The following is a 20,058-nucleotide window of genomic DNA, read 5'->3' on the forward strand; positions in this document are numbered from 1 at the left end:
TTGTGCTTGTTGACAAGGGATTTTCCACATTATTATATAGTGTTTATTGAATTACAAAAACACTATATAATGAAATATTGCACAACTACAAAAAACTTAATAACGGCAGTGATAACAATCAATTTTAGTACTTAAATAGTCAAATATTATTACTTTTACCTGTTCGCCGTTCCCTGTTCCCTAGTTTGACAGGTAAATTTTTAACTTGGTGCAATATCTAAGTATACTCAGCTCTTGCACCTGATCAGACAAAAATAAAAACCTAGCTCATTTAACCAATGCATAAGTATATCTAACCAGGGCTATTTCATGGTGGAAAATGCGCTCTTTGTTTATCTAGTCCAAACTGGCACCATCTTTGTGCCTAAGCTATATTTTAAAAGTAATCAGAATGAAAGATATTTAGAGCAAAGTTACGAGCAACGACAAAGATTTAAGGTAACTGATGCATCCAAATACGTGAAGCATTTAACCAACAAGCAGCATTTTCGACCTTGCTTGTCAGTCAATATAATATAAGGCATCTTGCCGGTTTTGTGTCAAAGACTTTGTGCAAAAATCCCACACTCACACTTGGCGGTAGGCCATGGGTGGTCGATCACCCTTGCAGATTTGGGGCTTCTTTTCCTGGAAGCTAAAAGCTGATCAGGTCATCGAGAATCCTAAGTAACTTGATTTCACTATAACCCATCAGCCCTCTTAGGGAGTGAGGAAAGTGCGATGTTGAGTTTGCGATCGCATCAGGGTTTGTATACACTTATAAAAAGTGTCACATAGTCTAGCAATATCTCCAACTATTTGGTATACTGAAGGGAGGTTAGTGAACAGCAAAAGAAAATGTCGCAGAGTCTACCAAAAACTCTTATTATTTGTTATACTTAAGTTAGGCTAACACCGACAGGGATTATTATGTAACTTAAATTAAAGCCGAAAACCAAGGGTTTAATAGTTGCGCTCTCTATCCCGGTGGAACCAAATTTGTTGACATTTTTATGGCGCTCGCTGGATATTCCGTCAGAGAAGCGCGGAGATACCCCCTGGATGTGAAAGCATCTTGCATTGGCGAGCCAAAGTCTATCTTGGTAGACTTTGGTAGCTAAAAAGTATCGGAAACGATCACAAACCCATAAGTGACATACTCCTAAACTGAACTCAAAGAGTCAGTTTAGGCTTCTTGCCAACTCCACCCAGCGGTATCGGCTTTCGCCGACGCTGCGCAAACGGATACAAGGCTTTTGACCACGCGGGGCGCGTTCGCCAAGCTTTATTAACGACACGGTCAGAAGTTACCCCAAGAAGAGTGGAGCCTTTATGGTTAGCAGGCTATGCATAAAAGAGGTGTAGAGACGAAACCGTAAGTGTAGTGGAGCCTTTATAGGTGACTGGCTATGAGGAAAAGGGTTAAAACTATTGTATTAAGGCTCCACTACACTTACGGTAACTTCAAGACCCGTGGCGAATTTAATTCTTAATGCGGAAAGCGCACCTTTGGTTAAAACTTTATGATTAAGGCGATCCGATACTTTTTAGCTACCAAAATCTACAAATCAGATTTTGGCTCACGCTTTGCAAGCTGGATTTGGCCAGCCAGGGGGTATCTCCCAAGGCTAAACCCGGACTATGCCCGGCTTAGCGCATAAATTTGATTCCACTATTGACAAAAAACGCAACCCTTAAACCCTTGGTTTTCGGCTTTAATGTAAGTCGCAAAGTATCTCTAATGAAACTGAATCTATGTTTAAATTCTAACACATCTTTGTAGATAGTGCAACATTCTTGGAGAAAATCCTTAACAGTTGCCAGCCTCTTCTAAGGTTTCCTCTCCGGGATTCCCCTCCGTGCCGGAACAATACAAAAATTCGATTTTTTCCCTAGTAAATAGCTGACGAACCAGCATTTAAGGCCTTTGGCCACGCTACGCGAACGGCTTTGTTTATCAGTAGATATATTATAGCAATTCCATACATACTCTGTGCAAAATTCATCCCACACCTAATGCGCAGCATAGGTGTGGGATGAATTTTGCCGGACAGCTAATCAATAAGCATCCTGTAATTCGTAGAAGTCCGGTGATATATAATCCTTCCGCAAAGGCCAACCCACCCAATCTTCTGGCATCAAAATCCGCTTCAGGTTAGGGTGTCCTTCAAAAACTATACCGAACATATCGTAGGTTTCCCGCTCCTGCCAATCAGCAGCTTTCCATATCCAGTAAACCGAGGGAAGCTTAGGATTATCTCGCGGTAGGAATACTTTTACACGCACTTCCTCAGGCTGATCAGTATTATCACTCACTTTAATCAAGTGGTAAAAGCTTACCAAGTCTGCCCCAGGACCAAAATCATAGCCTCCTTGACATTGGAGGTAGTTAAACCCATAGGCATACAGAGCAGTAGCAATGGGAAGCAAGACATCTGGTTCAACTTTGAGTACCTCAACGCCTAGGTGATCCAGCTCCATGAACTCATGCTCAAAACCGTTTTCCTTGAGCCATCCCGAGACTTTTCCCGCTTCAACTATCTCAGAGGATTGTGTGGTTTGCTCTACAGGTTTTGACTCTTCAGCCACGCTCTACCTCCTGCTTTTGATAGGATTTGAGTGCTGGTGGTACTGCCATTCCCATCCCCTCGGTCAACTCTTTGGGGGGAGTATAGCGCTCGTCAGATTGCAGGTACTTACCGGTCAAAATCTCTGGTACCACTTTCATGTTGTGAGTGGTGCTGTAGTAACGGTGGGTTTGCTTGAGCTGACCACGCTCCTGAATCGACTCGTTAGCCACCTTTTTGCGAAGCTTGACAATAGCATCCATGATTGCTTCTGGACGAGGGGGACACCCAGGTATATAGACATCCACTGGAATCAATTTATCCACACCACGGACTGCTGTTGGAGAATCAACGCTAAACATTCCGCCAGTGATAGTACAAGCTCCCATGGCAATCACGTACTTCGGCTCTGGCATCTGCTCATAAAGACGAACCAGTGCTGGTCCCATTTTCATGGTTATGGTTCCGGCTGTGATAATTAAATCCGCTTGTCTGGGGCTAGAACGAGGAACCAAACCAAAACGGTCAAAGTCAAACCGCGACCCAATCATTGCCGCAAATTCAATGAAGCAACAAGCGGTACCATACAACATCGGCCAGAGGCTGGAAAGCCGCGCCCAGTTGTAAAGGTCGTCTACTGTAGTTAAGATTACATTTTCCGATAGGTCTTGAGTGATTTGGGTTCGCTCAATCGGGTTAAGAATTTTGTTTGTTTGCTGCTGTTCTATAGCAGCACTATCTTTTGTAACATTAGATTTCATGACCATTCCAAGGCTCCTTTGCGCCAAGCGTAAACCAGAGCAACCACAAGAATTGCAATAAAAATTAGGGCTTCCACAAATGCCAGTAATCCCAGGCGATTGAAGGCGACAGCCCAGGGATAGAGGAATACAGTTTCAACATCGAAAATCACGAACACCAGGGCGAACATATAGTAACGAATGTTGAACTGAATCCAAGCACCCCCCACTGGTTCCATACCAGATTCATAGGTGGTGCGCCGCTCTGGCTCCCGATGGCTAGGTCGCAAAAGCTTGGAAGCCGACAGGGCTAGTAGGGGAACTAAGCTGCAAGCTAGTATGAAGCCTAAGAGATACTCGTAACCGCTAAGAACAAACACAATTGGTCAGTGCCAGGTAAAAACTGGCGTTAGTACTTCTTTACAAACTTTATTATAGGTGCTCTGCCCCTTTGAACGGTCCTCAGGGGTCAGTGCTTGGTTCTCAAAAGCCAATGAGTACCATAGACTTCAAGGTTGCTCGTAGTTGATTGTACTCCCTCTCCCTAGAAGACCCTACTCTTTCAAGGGTTGATCAAAAATCGGGTCAGGCATCTCGGAGAAACTCCTGAGCTTAAATCGAAAGTTAAGAAAATCTGACACTTAGTGTGTGATAATATTTTTTAACATAGTTATTAAGATTTGCTGCTTAAGCTTACAGAGCGATGACTGAACGAGCCCCAGAGCAAACCCTAGCTGAACAGGCACCCAGCAGCTATGAATGCCGTGCTTGTGGCTATGTTTACGATCCGACCAAGGGAGATAGTAATCGCAATGTTCCAGCCGGGACATTATATAAGGATTTGCCAGATGATTGGCGCTGTCCAGTGTGCAGCGCTCCGAAAATTCAGTTTATTAATATTGGTGCTGTTAATGCCCCGTCTGGATTTCAGGAGAATCTTACCTATGGCTTCGGTGTTAACCGCATGACACCAGCACAAAAGAACCTTTTAATTTTTGCCGCTTTAGGATTAGGCTTTTTGTTTTTTCTGAGCCTTTACGGTTTGAACTGAAATCAGGGCAGTTGGCTTGTATGCGTGAACGTGAGCAACTGCTGGCATCACCAAAGCTTAGATCTAGAAGCCATCGCCCTTGGTGGGGTCTGAAAACCTACGGAGAACGCTGCCATACTCAAGAAGTTCTGGAAATAATGAGATATTTGATGAAAACGCTGAAACAAATTTTAATATTACTGGCGGTGGCATTAATTTGTGTCAGCTGCAAATTTCCTTCATCCATAAGCTATAATCCTTGGGCGGTTATTTCCTTACCTACAGAAGCGACCATGCAAGACCTTGGCTTTACCGGGGATCTTAGTCATGGATGGATTGTGGGTAGCTATGCCACAATTTTTGAGACTAAGGATGGGGGTAATACATGGCAACAGAAAGGCTTGGATCTAGGAGATGAAAATTATCGCTTCTCCTCTGTAAGCTTTGCTGGTGATGAGGGGTGGATTGTTGGTCAACCCTCGATCATGCTTCATACTAATGATGGGGGTGAATCTTGGTCTCGCATTCTCTTAAGTGAAAAGTTACCAGGTTCACCCAACAGAATCCTGGCTCTCGGACCCAACTCAGCAGAGATGACCACTGATGTTGGCGCAATTTATCAGACTAAGGATGCTGGTAAAACCTGGAAGGCACAGGTAGCACAAGCGGTCGGAGTCACCCGTAATATTTCCCGCTCTGAAGATGGTAGTTACGTTGCTGTGTCTGCTAGAGGGAACTTTTACTCCACTTGGGATCCAGGTCAGAGTGCTTGGTTACAGCATAATCGTTACAGTTCCAAGCGTCTCCAGAATATGGGGTTTACCCCCGATGGTCGTCTGTGGATTCTTGCCCGGGGTGGTCAGGTACAATTTAGCACTCCCGAAAACCTAGAAGAGTGGGAAGAACCAATTTATCCAGATTTTTCCAACAGCTTGGGATTACTTGACTTAGCCTATCGCACACCCAATGAAATTTGGGTAGCAGGTGGCAGTGGTAATTTGCTTTGTAGCTTTGATGGTGGAGAAACCTGGCAAAAAGACCGGGATCTTAGGGATGTTCCCTCGAATTTTTACAAAATAGTCTTTGTAACACCAGAACAGGGGTTTGTCATTGGTCAGAAAGGGATTTTACTCAAGTATGAGCCGCCTACCCAGGAAGCTTAGGGCTTGGAAATCCCTATGATCGATGGCAGTCAGTTTCGTTTTATCTTTCAACATCCAAGATGTAGAAAAAAACGGCACTTAGAACTATTATAGTTATGGAATTTTAAACGGTTGTTGGTAGGAGGAATCTACGATGGCAGGTACAACTGGAGAACGTCCGTTTGGTGACATTATTACCAGCGTTCGTTACTGGGTGATTCACAGTGTTACTATCCCAGCCCTATTTATCGCTGGTTGGCTTTTTGTGAGCACTGGTCTGGCTTACGATGCGTTTGGCACACCCCGTCCTAATGAATACTTTACTCAAGAGCGGATGGAACTACCAATCGTTTCCGACCGCTACAATGCTAAACAGCAAGTTGAAGAATTTGCTCCATAAGGTTTTTTAGATAAAGGCAGACAATCATGACTAGCAGTAATCCCAATCAACCAGTTTCGTATCCGATTTTCACGGTTAGATGGTTAGCGGTTCATACCCTAGCCGTTCCTTCAGTCTTTTTCTTAGGCGCGATCGCAGCCATGCAATTTATTCAACGATAGGAGAAGCAATTATGGAGCGGAATTCCAATCCCAATAGACAGCCGGTTGAACTCAATCGGACGTCTCTTTACTTAGGTCTATTACTGATTTTTGTGCTTGGTATTCTGTTTTCCAGTTATTTCTTTAATTAACTGATTTAACAGATTCGCCTAAATCCCCATCTTGGAGACGGCTCGGATGTAAACTGGAAAAGACTCTTAGTTAATTCCCTGGTAATTTCCGGTTAATCGCTAATTTCCTAGCTAAGATGCACCGCGATAGACATTTTTCCTAAGTTGTTTAGGTTATGGCACCTACGAATGAACGCTATTTCGTAGCCCTGTCACTAGTAGTTAAGTTAAGGGAAAAGTGCTGCTAGCTCAACAAGCCTTTACAATATTGTCAGCCATGCAAAGCGCGAGTGGGGGAAACCACGCCAGTTGCTCATGGGGGGAACCCCCAAGACCGCACTGGCTCCCCTGTTCCGAAGCTGCATCCCTGCCGTTCGCGGAAGCAGGAAGAAGTCCGGCAAAGATTACTCCTGATAGGAGTTGCACAAAATCTAAGCCACGAGGGAGGCTTTTCAACGAAATTACTAGTTATTAAGCCTTCTATCGTTAACTACATGTAAGAAAAAAAACTTGATTTAAAATTGGAGGTATAAGCTGTGTCTGGAGGGGGAAGAATTCCTTTATGGATAGTTGCCACTATCGCTGGTACTGGTGTCCTCGTAGTGGTTGGTCTTTTCTTCTATGGTGCCTATGTGGGAGTTGGTTCTTCCATGTAAGGTTGACCGATTTCTCTGATTAACAGGAACCTGTAATTTATCACCAACTATAATTCCCTGATTTAGTTGGTGATAGGTTTCCATTATAACAAGGTTTTGAAACCTAAAAAATCCTTGAAAGGCTTAAAGCCAATAGGGTTTTATGCCTTTGGCTGTGAGCTAACCACAGGTGCAACCCGTAGTGAATTTTATGCTTAATGGGTTAAGCGTACCTAATAATTCACGCGGTTTTAACCCGTGATGATGTCAATGGTAGATCCGACCATAATCTCTGATATGGTTGTGAGTAATTTGCCTCTTGTTTCAATAGGATAATCGCTGGTTTAACATGAGCTGGCGGTATTTTTTTTGGTCATTAGTTGCTAAGACAGCCTGCCGGATATAGGAGTCTGTTGAGAGGTTTAAAGCCAATTTAAAACAGCTTAAATTTTTATCTAATCGAGGGGGTCTGGGGCAGCGATAAGACCCGCGCTATATCCGATCTTGTTAGCGCCGGGATACATGGGCCTCACAGGGGTAGGTTTTTTTCATTAGGGTCAAACATGGGGCGACCCAGAGGGAGAAGAAAAGGAAAACAACGCAAAAGCGGTGCAGCTTCGGAACAGGGGGTTTCCCCCACTCGCGCTTTGCATCAAGACAATGATGATTTTTAGCGATGCAGCTTCGGAACAGGGGGAAACCCCCTGTTCCGAAGCTGCATCGCTTTCTTATCCCCCACACCCCACACCCCACACCCCACACCCCACACCTCACGTCTTTGTTAAAAACCTACCCTTATGAGGATACATGGGCTCCCCTAGGTTAATTGAGGGGATGTCACCAAATGTTGACCAGCTGATTTGGCAACATCAGTAATAATAAAGCCCCAACTCCCAATAAACAAAGAAGACCAACTATCCCAGCTAACGGTTTTCCTGCCAAACCCGTTATCCAAATTGGTCCACTGCCTGTGTAAGCAATTAATTCAGCTGAGTCCAAGCAAGTTAAACCCCAAATCCAACCAGCATGTAGTCCCCATGCTAAACCCAGACTGCCTCCATCCACCCAACGGGCTAGGACTAATACCATTCCCATTAGCCATAATCCTGGTAACTGAGGGATAGTATCTTTTTGTTCCCAAACTAGGTGTAATAGGGCAAAAACCCCACTAGAGATGGCTGCTCCTACCCCGATAGAATAGTCCTGCTTTAGTTGATTCACTAAGAAGCCACGAAAGACTAACTCTTCTGTAAGCCCAATCCACAGACCTAATAACATCACTGGCAGTAATATCGGTAGCAAACGCTGCCAATTTTCAGAATTCCAGCGCACCCAGCCTAGTGATAATTGCCCAGTAAATACTATGATTAAGCTGAAAATACCTACTCCTAGTCCCAATCCTAAAGACCCTAAAACGCTTAATTTCCACTCCAATCCGTAATCGGAGAAAGGCACCCCCTCTAGTTGAGAAGCTCCCCATAAAATTAGGGGAGCAATTAGGTAAAGTGCTGCGAGTAGTGGTAACTTTTGGCCTGGTGCTAAAGGCTGATTTGGACGCCACTTTAAAACCATAGCTATAGGGAGAGCTAGGGGCAGCCACAAAACTACCCAAGCTAGGAAAAAAGTTCCTAGCTTCAAAATAGTAGTTGACGTCATTAATGACACAAACGACCCATTAGTTGCCTGATCAAGAATAGCCATTGGCGAGATTTGCAAATTGCTATCAAATTACTATCAAATTACTATAAGGTCTCAACTACACTACCATAAGCGGCTGCTTTTTTCCTATGCCAAGTTGCCTAACGACAGAGTAAATCGGGCTGGTTAATAATAGCCTGGTTTACCGACTCCTCAGGTAGTAGAAAGAAGATTTTTGTTTCTACAGGTGCGACAATAACCACGGGAATTTAATTCTTAATGGTAAGAGCGCACCTATAATGGTTTTCACAAAGCAAAGTAGAGGCAAACTCTGCCCCAGGGTTTGGATTTAAGCTCCAGGTTCTGGTGTGCCGGAAACGAAACCTTAGTAGAGGGTCGCCTTAGTTAATAAGTTTTGACCCTTTTTCTCATAGCCAGTCCCCTGTAAAGGCGACCCTCTACTTACGGTAACTTCAAACCCCACCGTACCTTTTTTAGAATGGCAGACAATCAACTTTAATAAAATATCTACCTTATTCGTTTCATAGACTCCCAGATCGTTAGACGAAACCGAGGTGCACGTATCATGCTTTTAACAGGTTTTTACGTTGTCTATTTATATTCAGGCAAGTTGGTTGTCTGACTTCCTATTATATAGGACAGCGCTAGTTTAGGAATTACCGACAACAGAATAAAAAAATATCCATTGACGAATAAATTCGTCAAGCAAGCTTATATCCCCCGGATCAATCACGGGGGCTTTAGCCATCACGTCGCCAATAAATTCTTCAAAGCTCACGTCCCCAAAGAATCTTCATGGGGAGGCGCCGCTCGCCCCACACTGTCGTTTTTCATCCCCGCTCCCTTAGAGACGGGGGTTTCAAACTCGCAGGATTTTCTGTAAGAAGGATTACTTCTTTGCGGTGCGACCCCGCGCTTTGAAAAAGCGCTAGGGAACACGCACTAAGAGGTGGCTTTCTTTGCTTTGTGAGTAGATACCTCTTCAGATTCAAAATCGCCATCCACCTGCTTAAGATGGATATGCTTGTAGCCCAGTTTAATTTCAAACTCATCACCAGGCTCTAATCCCATGGACTGAGTGTAGGTTGAACCAATAACAATTTGACCATTCTTATGGACACTCACACGATAAGTCGGTTCACGCCCCCGACCATCTTTTGTGCCTTCTGGATCCAGGGGAACACCCTTGGCTCCTAAAACCGCATCATAAAAATCTGTTAAATTGACGCGGGTCTGGTCAGTTTTAGTTATGGTGTAATAGCCGCAACGCTTGGCTGTCTCTCGGCGAGGCAAGTGTGATAGCTCTTTTACTTTTTGAAGTAATGCTTTACCAGTTAGGGGAGTAGTTGAAATCTCTGGCATAATCTCACGAGATATCCTTTAAACTTCAGAGTGGTCAAGATCATTAATAGCCAAACTTTGGCTCTATTAAAAATATATCGTTAAATCTATCTCAGTTGACAAGATATTTTGGATCATTTGTTTAAATCTTTACGTATTTCAATACTAACAGATCAGACAATCCCTGCCTAACCCTATAGGGGCAGTAATATGATAACTATGAAAATAATCCAGTAAACATACCAATAGGATTGCACTCTTACACCAGAAGTCAACTAGCGAGGGGTCTTGCTTCCCTAGGGAGTAGTGAAACAAGTATGGCCTAATTATCAAGAGTAACTACTTACCTCAACCCTAGTCGTGTTGGTCATATCATCCCTTAACCTTACCGATTATCCTTGTATATGTTGGAATACTCAAGAGCTTAGTTTTATGCAAGTTGATTTTAAAATCATTCGACAGACTCAAAACACTGCTCCACTACTCCAGACTTATAGGCTAGATGTCGAGAAAGGAAACACGATTCTGGAATGCTTGAATCGTATTAAGTGGGAACAAGATGGTACTTTAGCTTTTCGCAAAAATTGTCGCAACACGATTTGTGGTAGCTGTGGCATACGAATCAATGGTCGTTCGGCTTTGGCCTGTAAGGAAAATGTGGGCAATGAATTGGGGAAGCAACAGCTCCCAGATGAGTCTAAAATTCCGGAGATTACTATAGCACCTCTCGGTAATATGCCAATAATCAAGGATTTAGTCGTTGAGATGAGCAGCTTCTGGGATAACTTAGAAGCTGTTGATCCCTACGTCAGCACTGCTGCTAGGAAGATTCCCGAACGGGAATTTTTACAGAGTCCTGAACAGCGATCGCTTTTGGCTCAGGCAGGTAATTGTATCATGTGTGGTGCCTGTTATTCTGAGTGTAATGCCAAAGAAGTTAATCAAGATTTTGTCGGTCCTCATGCCTTGGCTAAAGCACAGCGTCTGGTGGTAGATTCTCGTGATAATACCACAGAAAATCGTTTGGAGAAATATAACGAAGCAATAAAAGGAGTCTGGGGTTGTACCCGCTGTATGATGTGTAATGCGGTTTGCCCGATGGGTGTGGCTCCTATGGATCAAATTGGTAAGATTAAACAGCATATTCTTGAAGCCATCGATGACCAACAGAGTCGTCCAATCCGCCACCGCAAAGTCCTAATTGATTTAGTCAAAGAGGGAGGTTGGATTGATGAGCGTAAGTTTGGCTTGCAGGTGGTTGGTAACTCATTTCGAGATATCCAAGGTTTGGCGAGCCTAGGACCACTGGGATTACGAATGCTAGTTCGAGGTAAGTTTCCCTTGAGCTTTTCTCCATCAGCAGGAACATCACAAGTGCGATCGCTAATTGAATCGGTAAAAAATTTGGAGTCTGAAGGATCTGATCAGTCATGAGTTCTGAAACACCCAATAAGAGTGAATCATCTGAGGAGTCTTTTAAGCAACCATTACCAGCTTTTGGTTGGAATCCCTATGCTGAGCAAATCAACGGCAGGTTTGCGATGGTTGCCTTAGTTTGTATCCTGTTACTGGAATTGCTCACTGGTCAAGGTTTGTTGACTTGGCTGGGTCTACTCTAAGGAATTTCCAACTACTATATAATGATCCCGAGCTTGAGATTTCTTTGCTCTTACAATCACGATTGTTGACGGTTGACGGTTGAACGCGCACCCGTGGCCTAAAGGCCAAGGTTGACGGTTTACTACCTCTGTTAGGATTTCCTCTTTGCCCTGACCAGCCAATTGTTGCGGCTACACAAATGTAGAGACCTAGCATGCTAGGTCTCTACAAGGCTCTGGGCAATGAATTAAATAAATTAATTAAGCTAATTAAACTAGAGTATTGCACCTGGATTGGCTATCAGTTGTGTTAATTAGATAGATGTTGGACGCCTGCTATACGAAAGTAGGCATTCTACAGATAAGTCTACAGATTCAAGCTGTCTTACCGTTGGGGAAAGAGCTATGGGGCTTTGGATTTGCTATCTGGCCATGACTTCCTGCTTGGGGAAGGTCTTGCTTAGCCATAACTTCGCTGATGTATATTTCCTGCCTCGGCAGTGGGATCACAATTCCCTCTTGTTCAAATCTTTCTTTTATAATTCGGCTGATGTCACAATAGGCTGTCCAGTAATCCTCTTTCTTAGTATATGCCATAAACCAAATGTTAACAGCATATTCAGCCAATTCCCCAGTGTCGATCCAAGGACCAGGGTCTTCCAATACTAAGGGATGAGAGTTGGCAATCTCCTTAAGAACTTGGAGGGCTTGAGTAATACTATTGCTGTAGCTGATCCTTACAGTAAGGAACATAGCGCGGAGGGAGCTACTGGTTTCGTTGGCAATAACATTACCCCAGATTGAGTTGTTCGGCACGATAATGATTTTATTTTCCAAAGTATTGATGGTGGTGCAAACTAAGTTGACATCCTTAACCGTACCTTTTACCCCAGCGACTTCAATCATATCGCCCACGTCGAAGGGTTTATAGAGCAAGATCATTAACCCATTGGCAAAGTTACCGAGGGTATTTTGGAACGCAAACGCTACCACAAAACCAGCAGCTCCAATCATGGCCATTAGTGGACCAATACTGACCTCTAGGGCAGTGATACCTAAAAGAATACCCACCAAAAATAATCCTTGGCGGGTTATTCTAACTACGAACTGACGGAGCATAGCTGACATATTCGGGAACATCCACAAAGATTTCTCGAGGACTTTCCCTAAAATCAGAGAGAGGATGCTAAAGCCAGCAACAATTCCTAAAAATTTGCCAATGTTATTCGCCCAGCGCAGACCTCCTTCTTTAGACTGGAGCCAGCCGACGATGGTAATCCAAGTTCCTTCAGTGTCGGTGACGTCAACCTTAATCCCACTGATGGCATCGATGTATTTGTTGTACAACTGAACATCACCGCCTTTAGTTTCCAGCTCTTCAAGTACGACCTCAAAGCGATCGCTTAAAGCAGTGCGTTCCTCTCGCAGTGTAGTCATGTTGACCAGAACTTGCTTTTTAACTTCGGTCTTGGCCTCGACCGCTTCTTCTAGGTTTTGTTTGGCTTTGTCAATTCCCTGTTGAGTCTTTTTCTGCTGTTGTTCATCAGTAACGATTTTGTTGCTAATTGTCCCAATCTTTTCTTGAACCTTAGCAACATCCTGGTTTGAGGTTTTGGCTTTATCTTTCTGCTGTTCAGTACCTTCAACTGCTTTATCAATCGCCCCTTGCAAGGTTTTATCTTGCTTGGTCTTTTCCTCTTCTTTGACTGCTTCTTCTACTGACTCCTGAGCTTTTTCGAGAGCTTCTTGTGCCTCTTCAGCAGCTTTTAAAGCTTTAAGGCGATCCTTAGCCGATCCCTCAGTCTCTATTTTTTCCTTAGTATCTGTCGCTTCCTCAAGAGCATCTTTGGCATCTTCTAGGGCATCAACAGCTTCTTTAGTTTGTTGAAGCTCTCGATTTTTGCGCTTTACAGCAATTTCCGCATCGCTAAGTTCTTTAACTTTAGTTTTAAGCAAGAACATCCACGCCTCAGCTTCACCATCCAGCTCATCCTTAGTCAAAGGCTTGAGCATTAGCTCTAGCTCCTCAATCGGAATAGTTGGATCGTCAGTGGTAACGGCTTTCTCTAAGATTAAATTAGTGGTCTGTTTCGCTTGGACCGGTAACCACCATGCCCCAACCATTAAGAGACTGCCAAATAAAATGCTAATTTTTTTTTGTCGGTAACGAATCATTGGTTTTTCGTGTTAATAAGACGTTAATGAAGATGTAACCTGTATAGTTTGCTTGACTGTTGAGTGTTAACCAGGGATGCAGCGCGGTCTTGGGAAGGCAGCGCGGTCTTGGGGAGGCAGCGCGGTCTTGGGGGTCTCCCCCATGAGCGACTGCCATGGTTTCCCCCATGAGCGACTGCCGTGGTCTCCCCCATGAGTGACTGCCGTGGTTTCCCCCACTCGCGCTTTGCATCAAGACAATGAAGATGTAACCTGTATAATTTGCTTGACTGTTGAGTCTTAACCGTTGACTGTCAACAGTTGCTCCCCCCATTACCCCCGAAGATCGGCAGAGCTGTTTCATTTTCGATTTAGACTGAGGGGGGGCAGAGTAGCAGAGCAGCGGAGCCAAATTTTCCGCAAAGATTCGGTTTTGAAAGAATTTATCCCTTTCTAATTCTCTGTATCTAACCCTAAAAGAAGACCCCGAAGGTAGTAAACACTCAACAGTCAACAAGGTATAGATAGCTTTTTATTGGTTCAAATCGAGCCATGTCCTTATTGTTGCCCAATATTTTCCATCAATAAACATCTTGAACAAAAATTTTGCAAAATCTTTGCTGAATACTGACTCCGCTTTTATCACATCTTTATTTCCCTAGCTGATAATTAATTCTTCATGGCTGCCATCATCCATAGCTTATTTATCGGTAATGGTATATTTACCAGCCGCATTTAGTATAATTCGCTTCTGTAAAATTCGGTAAAACTATTTATTTTTGATGTTTATTGGTTACATGATTTTTAATTATGTAACCAATCAAACAGGCAATATTTAGTAGAAATTAATTGGTTAAAAATCTTAGAATAAATGGATAAATACTATCCTAAATATCCTATTAATTCCAATTATAAATTTAATTAATATATATATATATTTAATGAATAACATTAGTTTTAGTAGTTACGACGGTTTTCATAACTATCAGGTGCACAGAGTTTTTTTTACTGCTCCCTGCTCCCTGCTCTCTGCTCCCTGCTCCCCCTATTACCTATTACCCATTACCTATTACCCATTCCCCAGATTTAGTACAAATGTTCGGCATAAGTGACATGCTCCCCTCCCTGCTCCCTGCTCCCTATTTTATGTTAAAAAAATATAAGATTTTTAGTTTATCGGATAAAATAACTTGACAAGAATACCCGTGGCGAAGTAATATCAATTTGGTGTCATCAGAAACAAACATTAGAAATAAGTTTACTGAGGAAAATCTTAAAAGTTATCAAAAACGGCATGGACTTCAAATTCGCCCCAGCCTTGAAAGTCCTGTGGGCTTTGTTGGTAGCGGCACAACTGTTTTTAAGTAGCGCACCAGGCGCGATCGCACAGCCCATTGGCCCTTGTGTACTAAATCTGGCTGATATTGCTGTGCCCTGTACTCGCGACATCAATCCTTGTGGCAATCCTAGCTTTTGCCAGTGCCCGCCTGCATATTCCTATGATGCATCTGTCGGCAAGTGCATCATCGAAGACATTCGTTTGGCAGACGGTCCTGGAGAACCTGTTGAGGGCAAGTTTTCAATCCCACCTCAGGGTATTTGCACAGCAGACATCAATGTGTGTGGCTATCCGACCATTTGCCAATGTCCTGGGGGAAGCAAATACAGTGATTTGACTGGTTCTTGTGAAGTACAGTTGGGATACTAGAACCTGAATCTGTTAGTAATTCTATCAAGTTCCAGGTGATCACAAGTTAGATAATATCACAATTAACAGTAGAGGGCTCACTTTCAACAGTCAACCCTCTACTGAATAGATTTAGCTAGTTTTGTCAAAATTATTAATTAATTCAGTTAGTCAATATTAATTAATAATCCTATTACCCTTGATTTTTAATTAACATTACGTCTATAATATTTACAGCGGTTTCTTCTGATATCTCTAAAGCATGATAAAGCTGGTTCAAAAACTCTTCTTCATCATCGGTAATTTCTCCATCTGCTAAGATAATATCAGTGGCGATCGCAAAGGCTGTTCCTTGTAGTTCATGGGGGAGTGATTTCAGGGCTCCACTAAGAAGAGGATCAGAACCTTGCCGCTGCAGGAGCATCAAAAGTCGTTCAAACATTCTTGCCATTACATCAGCTGAGTAGCTCCTGAACAGCTGCATTCTAGATAAGGCAGTAATAATGGCTTGTACTTCAGAATTAGTCGCGTATCCGTCAGCAGCACCAGCAGTTAATGCGATCGCAGCAAAGGCTTCAGCTGGTCCGAGTGTTATTTGGCTGTGTTGACGACTAATTGAAATTTTGTCAAACAGACCCATTGTTGTTGTCTCTTGGAAAAGTACCTTAGTTAATACCAAGATGACATTAGTGACCGCAAACGAAATTAGTGGAAATACTGAACTTGTGACTAAACTTTGCGAAAGTTTTCTATTCCACCTCAAGCAGGGCTTATGACAGTTAACAAAAATATCCACTAATCTAACACTATCTACAAGTATGTGTTAGATTAGTGGATATGGCACTTATACCAATCCGTAAGGCGGTCGAACTTACAAGACTATCAAGGAACACGTTACGGAAGTACGCAGATAATGGCACTCTCAGATGCGAAAGGACTCCAGGCGGAACTAGACTATTTCATTGAGAAGATGTACTCAGCTTCGGAGCAAGACGTTCAAAACCTGATCAACTTCGTGAACAACGAACTACCAAGACGATTTGCTACTGCCGAGTCAGTACCAACTTTCAAAGAGACGACCTCGACAGACTTCTCGCCTATCTCCATTTCCTCTTCCCCGACGCCGAAATCATCTTTGACATCGGCTCAGATCTCAACTACAAAAGGAAAGGGCTTAGAACCATATTGGAACGAATTGTGCTCGGAGATAAGCTCACGATTGTTGTTGCCTGTAGAGACAGACTTATTCGATTTGGGTTTGAACTCATTGAGTACTTGGTTAGAAGTTACCGTAAGAGTAGTGCAGCCTTTATAGTTGGTAAATTATGCAGCATAGGGTCTTGGTTTTGTAGTAAGGCTGCACTACTCTAAGGTTTCATCTCCGGTCGGTCTCAACGGTGGAAAAATCCTGGTTCTCAGCCAATCTGAAAGCTGCCCAGAGTCCGAACTTACCGCAGATCTTATGTCCATCATTCACGTCTTCTCCTGCCGGGTTCACGGACTCCGAAAGTACGGTAAAAAAATCAAAGAAGATTCGACTGTTCCTAAATCCTGACCAGAGATCTCTTATTCGCCAATGGTTCGGAGTGTCCCGTTATGTGTTCAACAAAACCGTCAAAATACTCCAAGCAGGCGTTGTAAAAGCCAATTGGAAAGCCATCAAAACAGGGATATTAAACGACATTCCTGAGTGGTGCAAGGAAGTACCTTATCAAATAAAATCGATAGCGATTAAGGATGCTTGCACCGCCGTCAGGGAGGCCAAGAAAAAGTACAAAAAGACGTCACAAATTACTCGGGTAAGATTCAGGTCAAGGAAAAACCCCATTCAGTCTTGCTATATTCCTAAGTCAGCAGTTTCTGAAACAGGAATATATCACACAAAGCTGGGGAAATTGACTTACGCTGAAGACTTGCCCGTAGATATTTGTGACTGCCGACTAACTAGTAACAATGGCGATTACTATCTAGTAGTCCCTCACAAGGTAGCTGTATCATATACCGAAAACCAAGGTAGAGTAGTTGCTTTAGACCCTGGAGTCAGAACTTTCATCACTTTTTTCAGTGAGACATCTGTAGGAAAGATTGGGCACGGAGATTTTTCTCGCATCCAACGTCTGTGTCAGCATTTAGATAATTTACTTTCTAAAATCAGTAAAGCCAAACGCGGACAAAAGCGTCGGATGAGAAAAGCCGCTAGGCGAATGGTTATCAAAATCCAGAACCTAATCAATGAGCTTCATCATAAGACAGCTAGGTTTTTGGTTGATAACTTTGATGTGATTCTACTTCCCACCTTTGAAACATCTAAAATGTCTAAAAAAGGAAATAGAAAAATCAGATCTAAAACCGTTCGGAACATGCTCACCTTTGCTCATTATCGCTTCAAGGAATTTTTGAAGCATAAAACTCAGGAAACTGGAAAAACAGTGGTAGATGTCTGCGAGGCTTACACCAGTAAGACTGTTAGCTGGACAGGTGAACTGGTAAATATAGGCGGGAGTAAGACTATCAAGTCAAAAGTTGATGGGTTTGTCATGGACAGAGACATCAACGGTGCTCGTGGTATATTTCTGCGAGCTTTGGGAGATACCCCCTGGTTGCGAAAGCAGCTTGCATTAGTGAGCCAGAATCCGCCCTTGGTAGATTTTGGTAGCTAAAAAGTATCGGCTATAGTTAATCTGGTTAATCTGACCAACTAAACTAGACTCAATCTCCATCAAGGATAATCACCCCTGTGGCACCAGTAACCCCCGACGTAAACCAGCGAGTTCAGGAACTGCGGCAACTGTTGCAAAACGCTAGTTATGCCTACTATGTCCTGGACAATCCCATCATGGCAGATGCCATCTACGACCAACTCTACCGGGAACTGCAAGAGCTGGAAACAGAGTATCCTGAGTTAGTAACCTCTGATAGTCCAACCCAGCGGGTAGGAGAAAAACCAGCTACTGGTTTTGTTTCCGTGGGCCACAATATCCCACTGTATAGTCTGGATAATGCCTTTAACCTTGAGGAATTTAGCCAATGGCAAGAACGATGGCAGCGTCATATTTCTGGTGATATTTCCCAAGACTCAGGACTCAATACTGAATACGTTTGTGAACTCAAAATTGACGGTTCAGCATTAGCACTGACCTATGAAAATGGAATTTTAGTGCGAGGAGTGACCAGAGGTGATGGGTCCACAGGAGAAGATATTACTCAGAATGTCCGTACTATTCGCTCCATTCCTTTGCGGCTTAATCTAGAGGAAGTTAATCGAGACCAACATCTAGACCAACCGCCAGCTTTAGTGGAAGTCCGTGGTGAGGCATTCTTACCTCTGGATGTATTTGAGAGGATTAATCAGGAACGAGAACAAGCAGGTGAACCATTATTTGCTAATCCTCGTAATGCCGCTGCTGGTACGTTGCGCCAATTAGAACCTCGAATTGTTGCTAAACGGCAATTGGCTTTCTTTGCTTATACCTTATATATTCCGAATCAGGATAGTAGTCAGGAGTACACCATCCCAATGCCCAATTCTCAATGGGATGCTCTAGAGTTGCTGAAAAAGCTGGGTTTTCCGGTGAATCCCCATCGCAAATGTTGTACTTCTTTACAGGATGTTCAGGATTATTACAATCATTGGGATGCGAAACGGAAAGATTTACCTTACCTGACCGATGGGGTAGTGGTGAAAATTAATGCTTTCCCGATACAAAAACAATTGGGGTTTACCCAGAAGTTTCCTCGTTGGGCGATTGCTCTGAAATATCCGGCTGAAGAAGCTCCCAGTCGTGTGGAAGCAATTACAGTTAATGTGGGACGCACCGGAGCAGTGACACCCTTGGCTATTTTAGAACCAGTGCAATTGGCAGGGACAACAGTACAACGGGCTGCCCTACACAATGGTGATTATGTTGCCCAATTAGATTTGCGAGTTGGGGATACGGTGATTGTACGGAAAGCGGGGGAGATTATCCCGGAGGTGGTACGTGTCTTACCAGAGTTACGTCCTGATCATGCTAAACCCTTCGAGATGCCTACCCATTGCCCTGTTTGTAATCAACCCTTGGTGCGTCCTAAGGGTGAAGCAGTGACTCGCTGTATTAATTCATCTTGTCCTGCGATTGTTAAGGGCACTCTCACCCACTGGGCAAGTCGTAATGCTCTTGATATTAATGGTTTGGGGGAAAAGATTGTAGAACAATTGGTAGACCAAGGCTTGGTGACATCTGTTGCTGACCTTTATGATTTAACCCTAGAGCAGCTGGTGTCATTGGAGCGTATGGGCCATAAGTTAGCCGAGAAGTTGCTAAATGCGATCGCAAAATCCAAAACCCAACCTTGGTCACGAGTCCTTTATGGGTTAGGGATTCGTCATGTGGGTAGTGTCAATGCTCAAACCCTTGCCCAGACTTTTCCTACCATTGAGCAGTTGGCTCAAGCAACCGTCACCGATATTGAGGGAATCTACGGCATTGGACCAGAAATTGCTCAGTCTGTCTGGGGTTGGTTTCAGATTTCCAGCAACCAAACCTTGATTACTCGATTGCGAGAGGCAGGTTTACAGTTAGCAGCCTCCCCAACAAATATAGCGCTAGATAAACCCCAACCCTTAACTGGAAAAACCTTTGTGATTACTGGCACCTTGCCTACCCTTAAGCGTAGTGAAGCGAAAGACTTGATTCAAAACGCTGGTGGTAAGGTTACTAGTTCCGTTAGTGCCAAAACTGATTATTTGGTGGTTGGGGATGATGCTGGTTCGAAGTTAGAAAAGGCTAAAGCATTAGGAATTACCCAATTAACTGAATCCCAGTTATTGGAATTGCTTTAGGTGAACGTATCCCATACCAAATCTATGTTATCG

At 43.5% G+C, this 20,058-nt stretch carries 26 protein-coding genes; 17 read left to right on the top strand and 9 right to left on the bottom strand.

Annotation, left to right across the window (positions count from 1 at the left end; all coding sequences use genetic code 11):
- Window positions 1-309: 309 nt before the first annotated feature.
- Window positions 310-519, top strand: coding sequence for a M protein trans-acting positive regulator PRD domain-containing protein (locus BJP34_RS50330; RefSeq protein ID WP_418904113.1), 210 nt, complete (start codon window positions 310-312; stop codon window positions 517-519).
- Window positions 520-2,037: 1,518 nt separating this feature from the next.
- Here BJP34_RS50330 and BJP34_RS07045 read toward each other — a convergent pair.
- The 3 genes from BJP34_RS07045 to ndhC are packed head-to-tail and all read right to left on the bottom strand — an operon-like array spanning window position 2,038 to window position 3,666.
- The gene (locus tag BJP34_RS07045) at window positions 2,038-2,568 is read right to left on the bottom strand and encodes an NAD(P)H-quinone oxidoreductase subunit J (protein ID WP_070391732.1); all 531 of its coding nucleotides are present in this window, start codon (window positions 2,566-2,568) and stop codon (window positions 2,038-2,040) included.
- On the bottom strand, window positions 2,561-3,307 hold the full coding sequence (ndhK, locus tag BJP34_RS07050) for a photosynthetic/respiratory NAD(P)H-quinone oxidoreductase subunit K (RefSeq protein ID WP_070391733.1): 747 nt from the start codon (window positions 3,305-3,307) through the stop codon (window positions 2,561-2,563). Before ndhK ends, BJP34_RS07045 begins: the two co-directional genes overlap by 8 nt.
- The gene (ndhC, locus tag BJP34_RS07055; protein ID WP_070391734.1) at window positions 3,304-3,666 is read right to left on the bottom strand and encodes a photosynthetic/respiratory NAD(P)H-quinone oxidoreductase subunit C; all 363 of its coding nucleotides are present in this window, start codon (window positions 3,664-3,666) and stop codon (window positions 3,304-3,306) included. Before ndhC ends, ndhK begins: the two co-directional genes overlap by 4 nt.
- Window positions 3,667-3,989: 323 nt before the next feature.
- Between ndhC and BJP34_RS07060 the strand changes: the two genes are divergently transcribed.
- The 8 genes from BJP34_RS07060 (at window position 3,990) to BJP34_RS42645 (ending at window position 7,565) form a co-directional block, all read left to right on the top strand.
- Window positions 3,990-4,337: a rubredoxin gene (locus tag BJP34_RS07060; RefSeq protein WP_070391735.1), complete on the top strand. Its 348-nt coding sequence runs from the start codon at window positions 3,990-3,992 to the stop codon at window positions 4,335-4,337.
- Between the two features lie 149 nt (window positions 4,338-4,486).
- Window positions 4,487-5,479: a photosynthesis system II assembly factor Ycf48 gene (locus tag BJP34_RS07065; RefSeq protein WP_229424273.1), complete on the top strand. Its 993-nt coding sequence runs from the start codon at window positions 4,487-4,489 to the stop codon at window positions 5,477-5,479.
- A 133-nt stretch (window positions 5,480-5,612) separates the two neighbouring features.
- Window positions 5,613-5,858, top strand: coding sequence for a cytochrome b559 subunit alpha (gene psbE, locus BJP34_RS07070; protein WP_070391736.1), 246 nt, complete (start codon window positions 5,613-5,615; stop codon window positions 5,856-5,858).
- A 26-nt stretch (window positions 5,859-5,884) separates the two neighbouring features.
- Window positions 5,885-6,019, top strand: a complete 135-nt coding sequence (gene psbF / locus BJP34_RS36235; protein ID WP_075897540.1) for a cytochrome b559 subunit beta — start codon at window positions 5,885-5,887, stop codon at window positions 6,017-6,019.
- A gap of 11 nt (window positions 6,020-6,030) precedes the next feature.
- The gene (locus tag BJP34_RS36240; RefSeq protein WP_071986819.1) at window positions 6,031-6,150 is read left to right on the top strand and encodes a photosystem II reaction center protein L; all 120 of its coding nucleotides are present in this window, start codon (window positions 6,031-6,033) and stop codon (window positions 6,148-6,150) included.
- A 269-nt stretch (window positions 6,151-6,419) separates the two neighbouring features.
- Window positions 6,420-6,629, top strand: coding sequence for a hypothetical protein (locus BJP34_RS38990; RefSeq protein WP_149030847.1), 210 nt, complete (start codon window positions 6,420-6,422; stop codon window positions 6,627-6,629).
- A 36-nt stretch (window positions 6,630-6,665) separates the two neighbouring features.
- Complete coding sequence (locus BJP34_RS36245) at window positions 6,666-6,785, top strand: photosystem II reaction center protein J (RefSeq protein WP_071986820.1); 120 nt, start codon at window positions 6,666-6,668, stop codon at window positions 6,783-6,785.
- Window positions 6,786-7,424: 639 nt separating this feature from the next.
- A complete protein-coding gene (locus tag BJP34_RS42645) occupies window positions 7,425-7,565 on the top strand; it encodes a hypothetical protein (RefSeq protein ID WP_158517060.1) in 141 nt (46 codons plus the stop codon).
- 36 nt (window positions 7,566-7,601) lie between these two features.
- On the opposite strand, the gene BJP34_RS07080 is transcribed toward BJP34_RS42645, so the two are convergent.
- From BJP34_RS07080 to BJP34_RS07085, 3 genes are all read right to left on the bottom strand, one after another.
- Window positions 7,602-8,336, bottom strand: a complete 735-nt coding sequence (locus BJP34_RS07080) for a CPBP family intramembrane glutamic endopeptidase (protein ID WP_324611029.1) — start codon at window positions 8,334-8,336, stop codon at window positions 7,602-7,604.
- 736 nt (window positions 8,337-9,072) lie between these two features.
- Window positions 9,073-9,201 (bottom strand): hypothetical protein, encoded by a 129-nt coding sequence (locus BJP34_RS48530; RefSeq protein WP_267876508.1) that lies wholly within the window; start codon window positions 9,199-9,201, stop codon window positions 9,073-9,075.
- A 164-nt stretch (window positions 9,202-9,365) separates the two neighbouring features.
- Window positions 9,366-9,785: an AbrB family transcriptional regulator gene (locus BJP34_RS07085; protein WP_070391739.1), complete on the bottom strand. Its 420-nt coding sequence runs from the start codon at window positions 9,783-9,785 to the stop codon at window positions 9,366-9,368.
- A 411-nt stretch (window positions 9,786-10,196) separates the two neighbouring features.
- Between BJP34_RS07085 and BJP34_RS07090 the strand changes: the two genes are divergently transcribed.
- Together BJP34_RS07090 and BJP34_RS07095 are read left to right on the top strand one after the other, a co-directional pair.
- On the top strand, window positions 10,197-11,198 hold the full coding sequence (locus tag BJP34_RS07090) for a succinate dehydrogenase/fumarate reductase iron-sulfur subunit (protein ID WP_070391740.1): 1,002 nt from the start codon (window positions 10,197-10,199) through the stop codon (window positions 11,196-11,198).
- Window positions 11,195-11,383 carry a chlorophyll a/b-binding protein gene (locus tag BJP34_RS07095; protein ID WP_070391741.1) on the top strand — a complete coding sequence of 63 codons (189 nt, stop codon included), beginning with the start codon at window positions 11,195-11,197 and terminating at the stop codon, window positions 11,381-11,383. The genes BJP34_RS07090 and BJP34_RS07095 overlap by 4 nt, the downstream gene beginning before the upstream one ends.
- Before the next feature lie 354 nt (window positions 11,384-11,737).
- Here the strand turns inward: BJP34_RS07095 and BJP34_RS07100 are convergent, their stop codons facing one another.
- Together BJP34_RS07100 and BJP34_RS42650 are read right to left on the bottom strand one after the other, a co-directional pair.
- Entirely contained in the window at window positions 11,738-13,537 is a 1,800-nt protein-coding gene (locus tag BJP34_RS07100) for a mechanosensitive ion channel family protein (protein ID WP_070391742.1), read from the bottom strand.
- Window positions 13,509-13,769 (bottom strand): hypothetical protein, encoded by a 261-nt coding sequence (locus BJP34_RS42650; RefSeq protein WP_158517061.1) that lies wholly within the window; start codon window positions 13,767-13,769, stop codon window positions 13,509-13,511. Before BJP34_RS42650 ends, BJP34_RS07100 begins: the two co-directional genes overlap by 29 nt.
- Window positions 13,770-14,457: 688 nt before the next feature.
- Between BJP34_RS42650 and BJP34_RS42655 the strand changes: the two genes are divergently transcribed.
- Together BJP34_RS42655 and BJP34_RS07105 are read left to right on the top strand one after the other, a co-directional pair.
- The gene (locus BJP34_RS42655; protein ID WP_158517062.1) at window positions 14,458-14,628 is read left to right on the top strand and encodes a hypothetical protein; all 171 of its coding nucleotides are present in this window, start codon (window positions 14,458-14,460) and stop codon (window positions 14,626-14,628) included.
- Between the two features lie 182 nt (window positions 14,629-14,810).
- On the top strand, window positions 14,811-15,224 hold the full coding sequence (locus tag BJP34_RS07105) for a hypothetical protein (protein WP_070391743.1): 414 nt from the start codon (window positions 14,811-14,813) through the stop codon (window positions 15,222-15,224).
- A gap of 172 nt (window positions 15,225-15,396) precedes the next feature.
- On the opposite strand, the gene BJP34_RS07110 is transcribed toward BJP34_RS07105, so the two are convergent.
- Window positions 15,397-15,843, bottom strand: a complete 447-nt coding sequence (locus BJP34_RS07110) for a tellurite resistance TerB family protein (RefSeq protein WP_070391744.1) — start codon at window positions 15,841-15,843, stop codon at window positions 15,397-15,399.
- A 197-nt stretch (window positions 15,844-16,040) separates the two neighbouring features.
- On the opposite strand from BJP34_RS07110, the gene BJP34_RS49960 reads away from it, so the two are divergent.
- From BJP34_RS49960 to ligA, 4 genes are all read left to right on the top strand, one after another.
- Complete coding sequence (locus BJP34_RS49960; RefSeq protein ID WP_324611030.1) at window positions 16,041-16,169, top strand: MerR family DNA-binding transcriptional regulator; 129 nt, start codon at window positions 16,041-16,043, stop codon at window positions 16,167-16,169.
- Window positions 16,170-16,241: 72 nt separating this feature from the next.
- Complete coding sequence (locus BJP34_RS47120; RefSeq protein WP_229424441.1) at window positions 16,242-16,574, top strand: recombinase family protein; 333 nt, start codon at window positions 16,242-16,244, stop codon at window positions 16,572-16,574.
- Between the two features lie 26 nt (window positions 16,575-16,600).
- On the top strand, window positions 16,601-17,863 hold the full coding sequence (locus BJP34_RS07120; protein WP_070391746.1) for an RNA-guided endonuclease InsQ/TnpB family protein: 1,263 nt from the start codon (window positions 16,601-16,603) through the stop codon (window positions 17,861-17,863).
- A gap of 77 nt (window positions 17,864-17,940) precedes the next feature.
- Window positions 17,941-20,025 (top strand): NAD-dependent DNA ligase LigA, encoded by a 2,085-nt coding sequence (ligA, locus tag BJP34_RS07125; protein WP_070391747.1) that lies wholly within the window; start codon window positions 17,941-17,943, stop codon window positions 20,023-20,025.
- The last annotated feature ends 33 nt before the right edge of the window (window positions 20,026-20,058 follow it).

The organism is Moorena producens PAL-8-15-08-1, from assembly GCF_001767235.1.
Taxonomy (GTDB): Bacteria; Cyanobacteriota; Cyanobacteriia; order Cyanobacteriales; family Coleofasciculaceae; genus Moorena; species Moorena producens_A.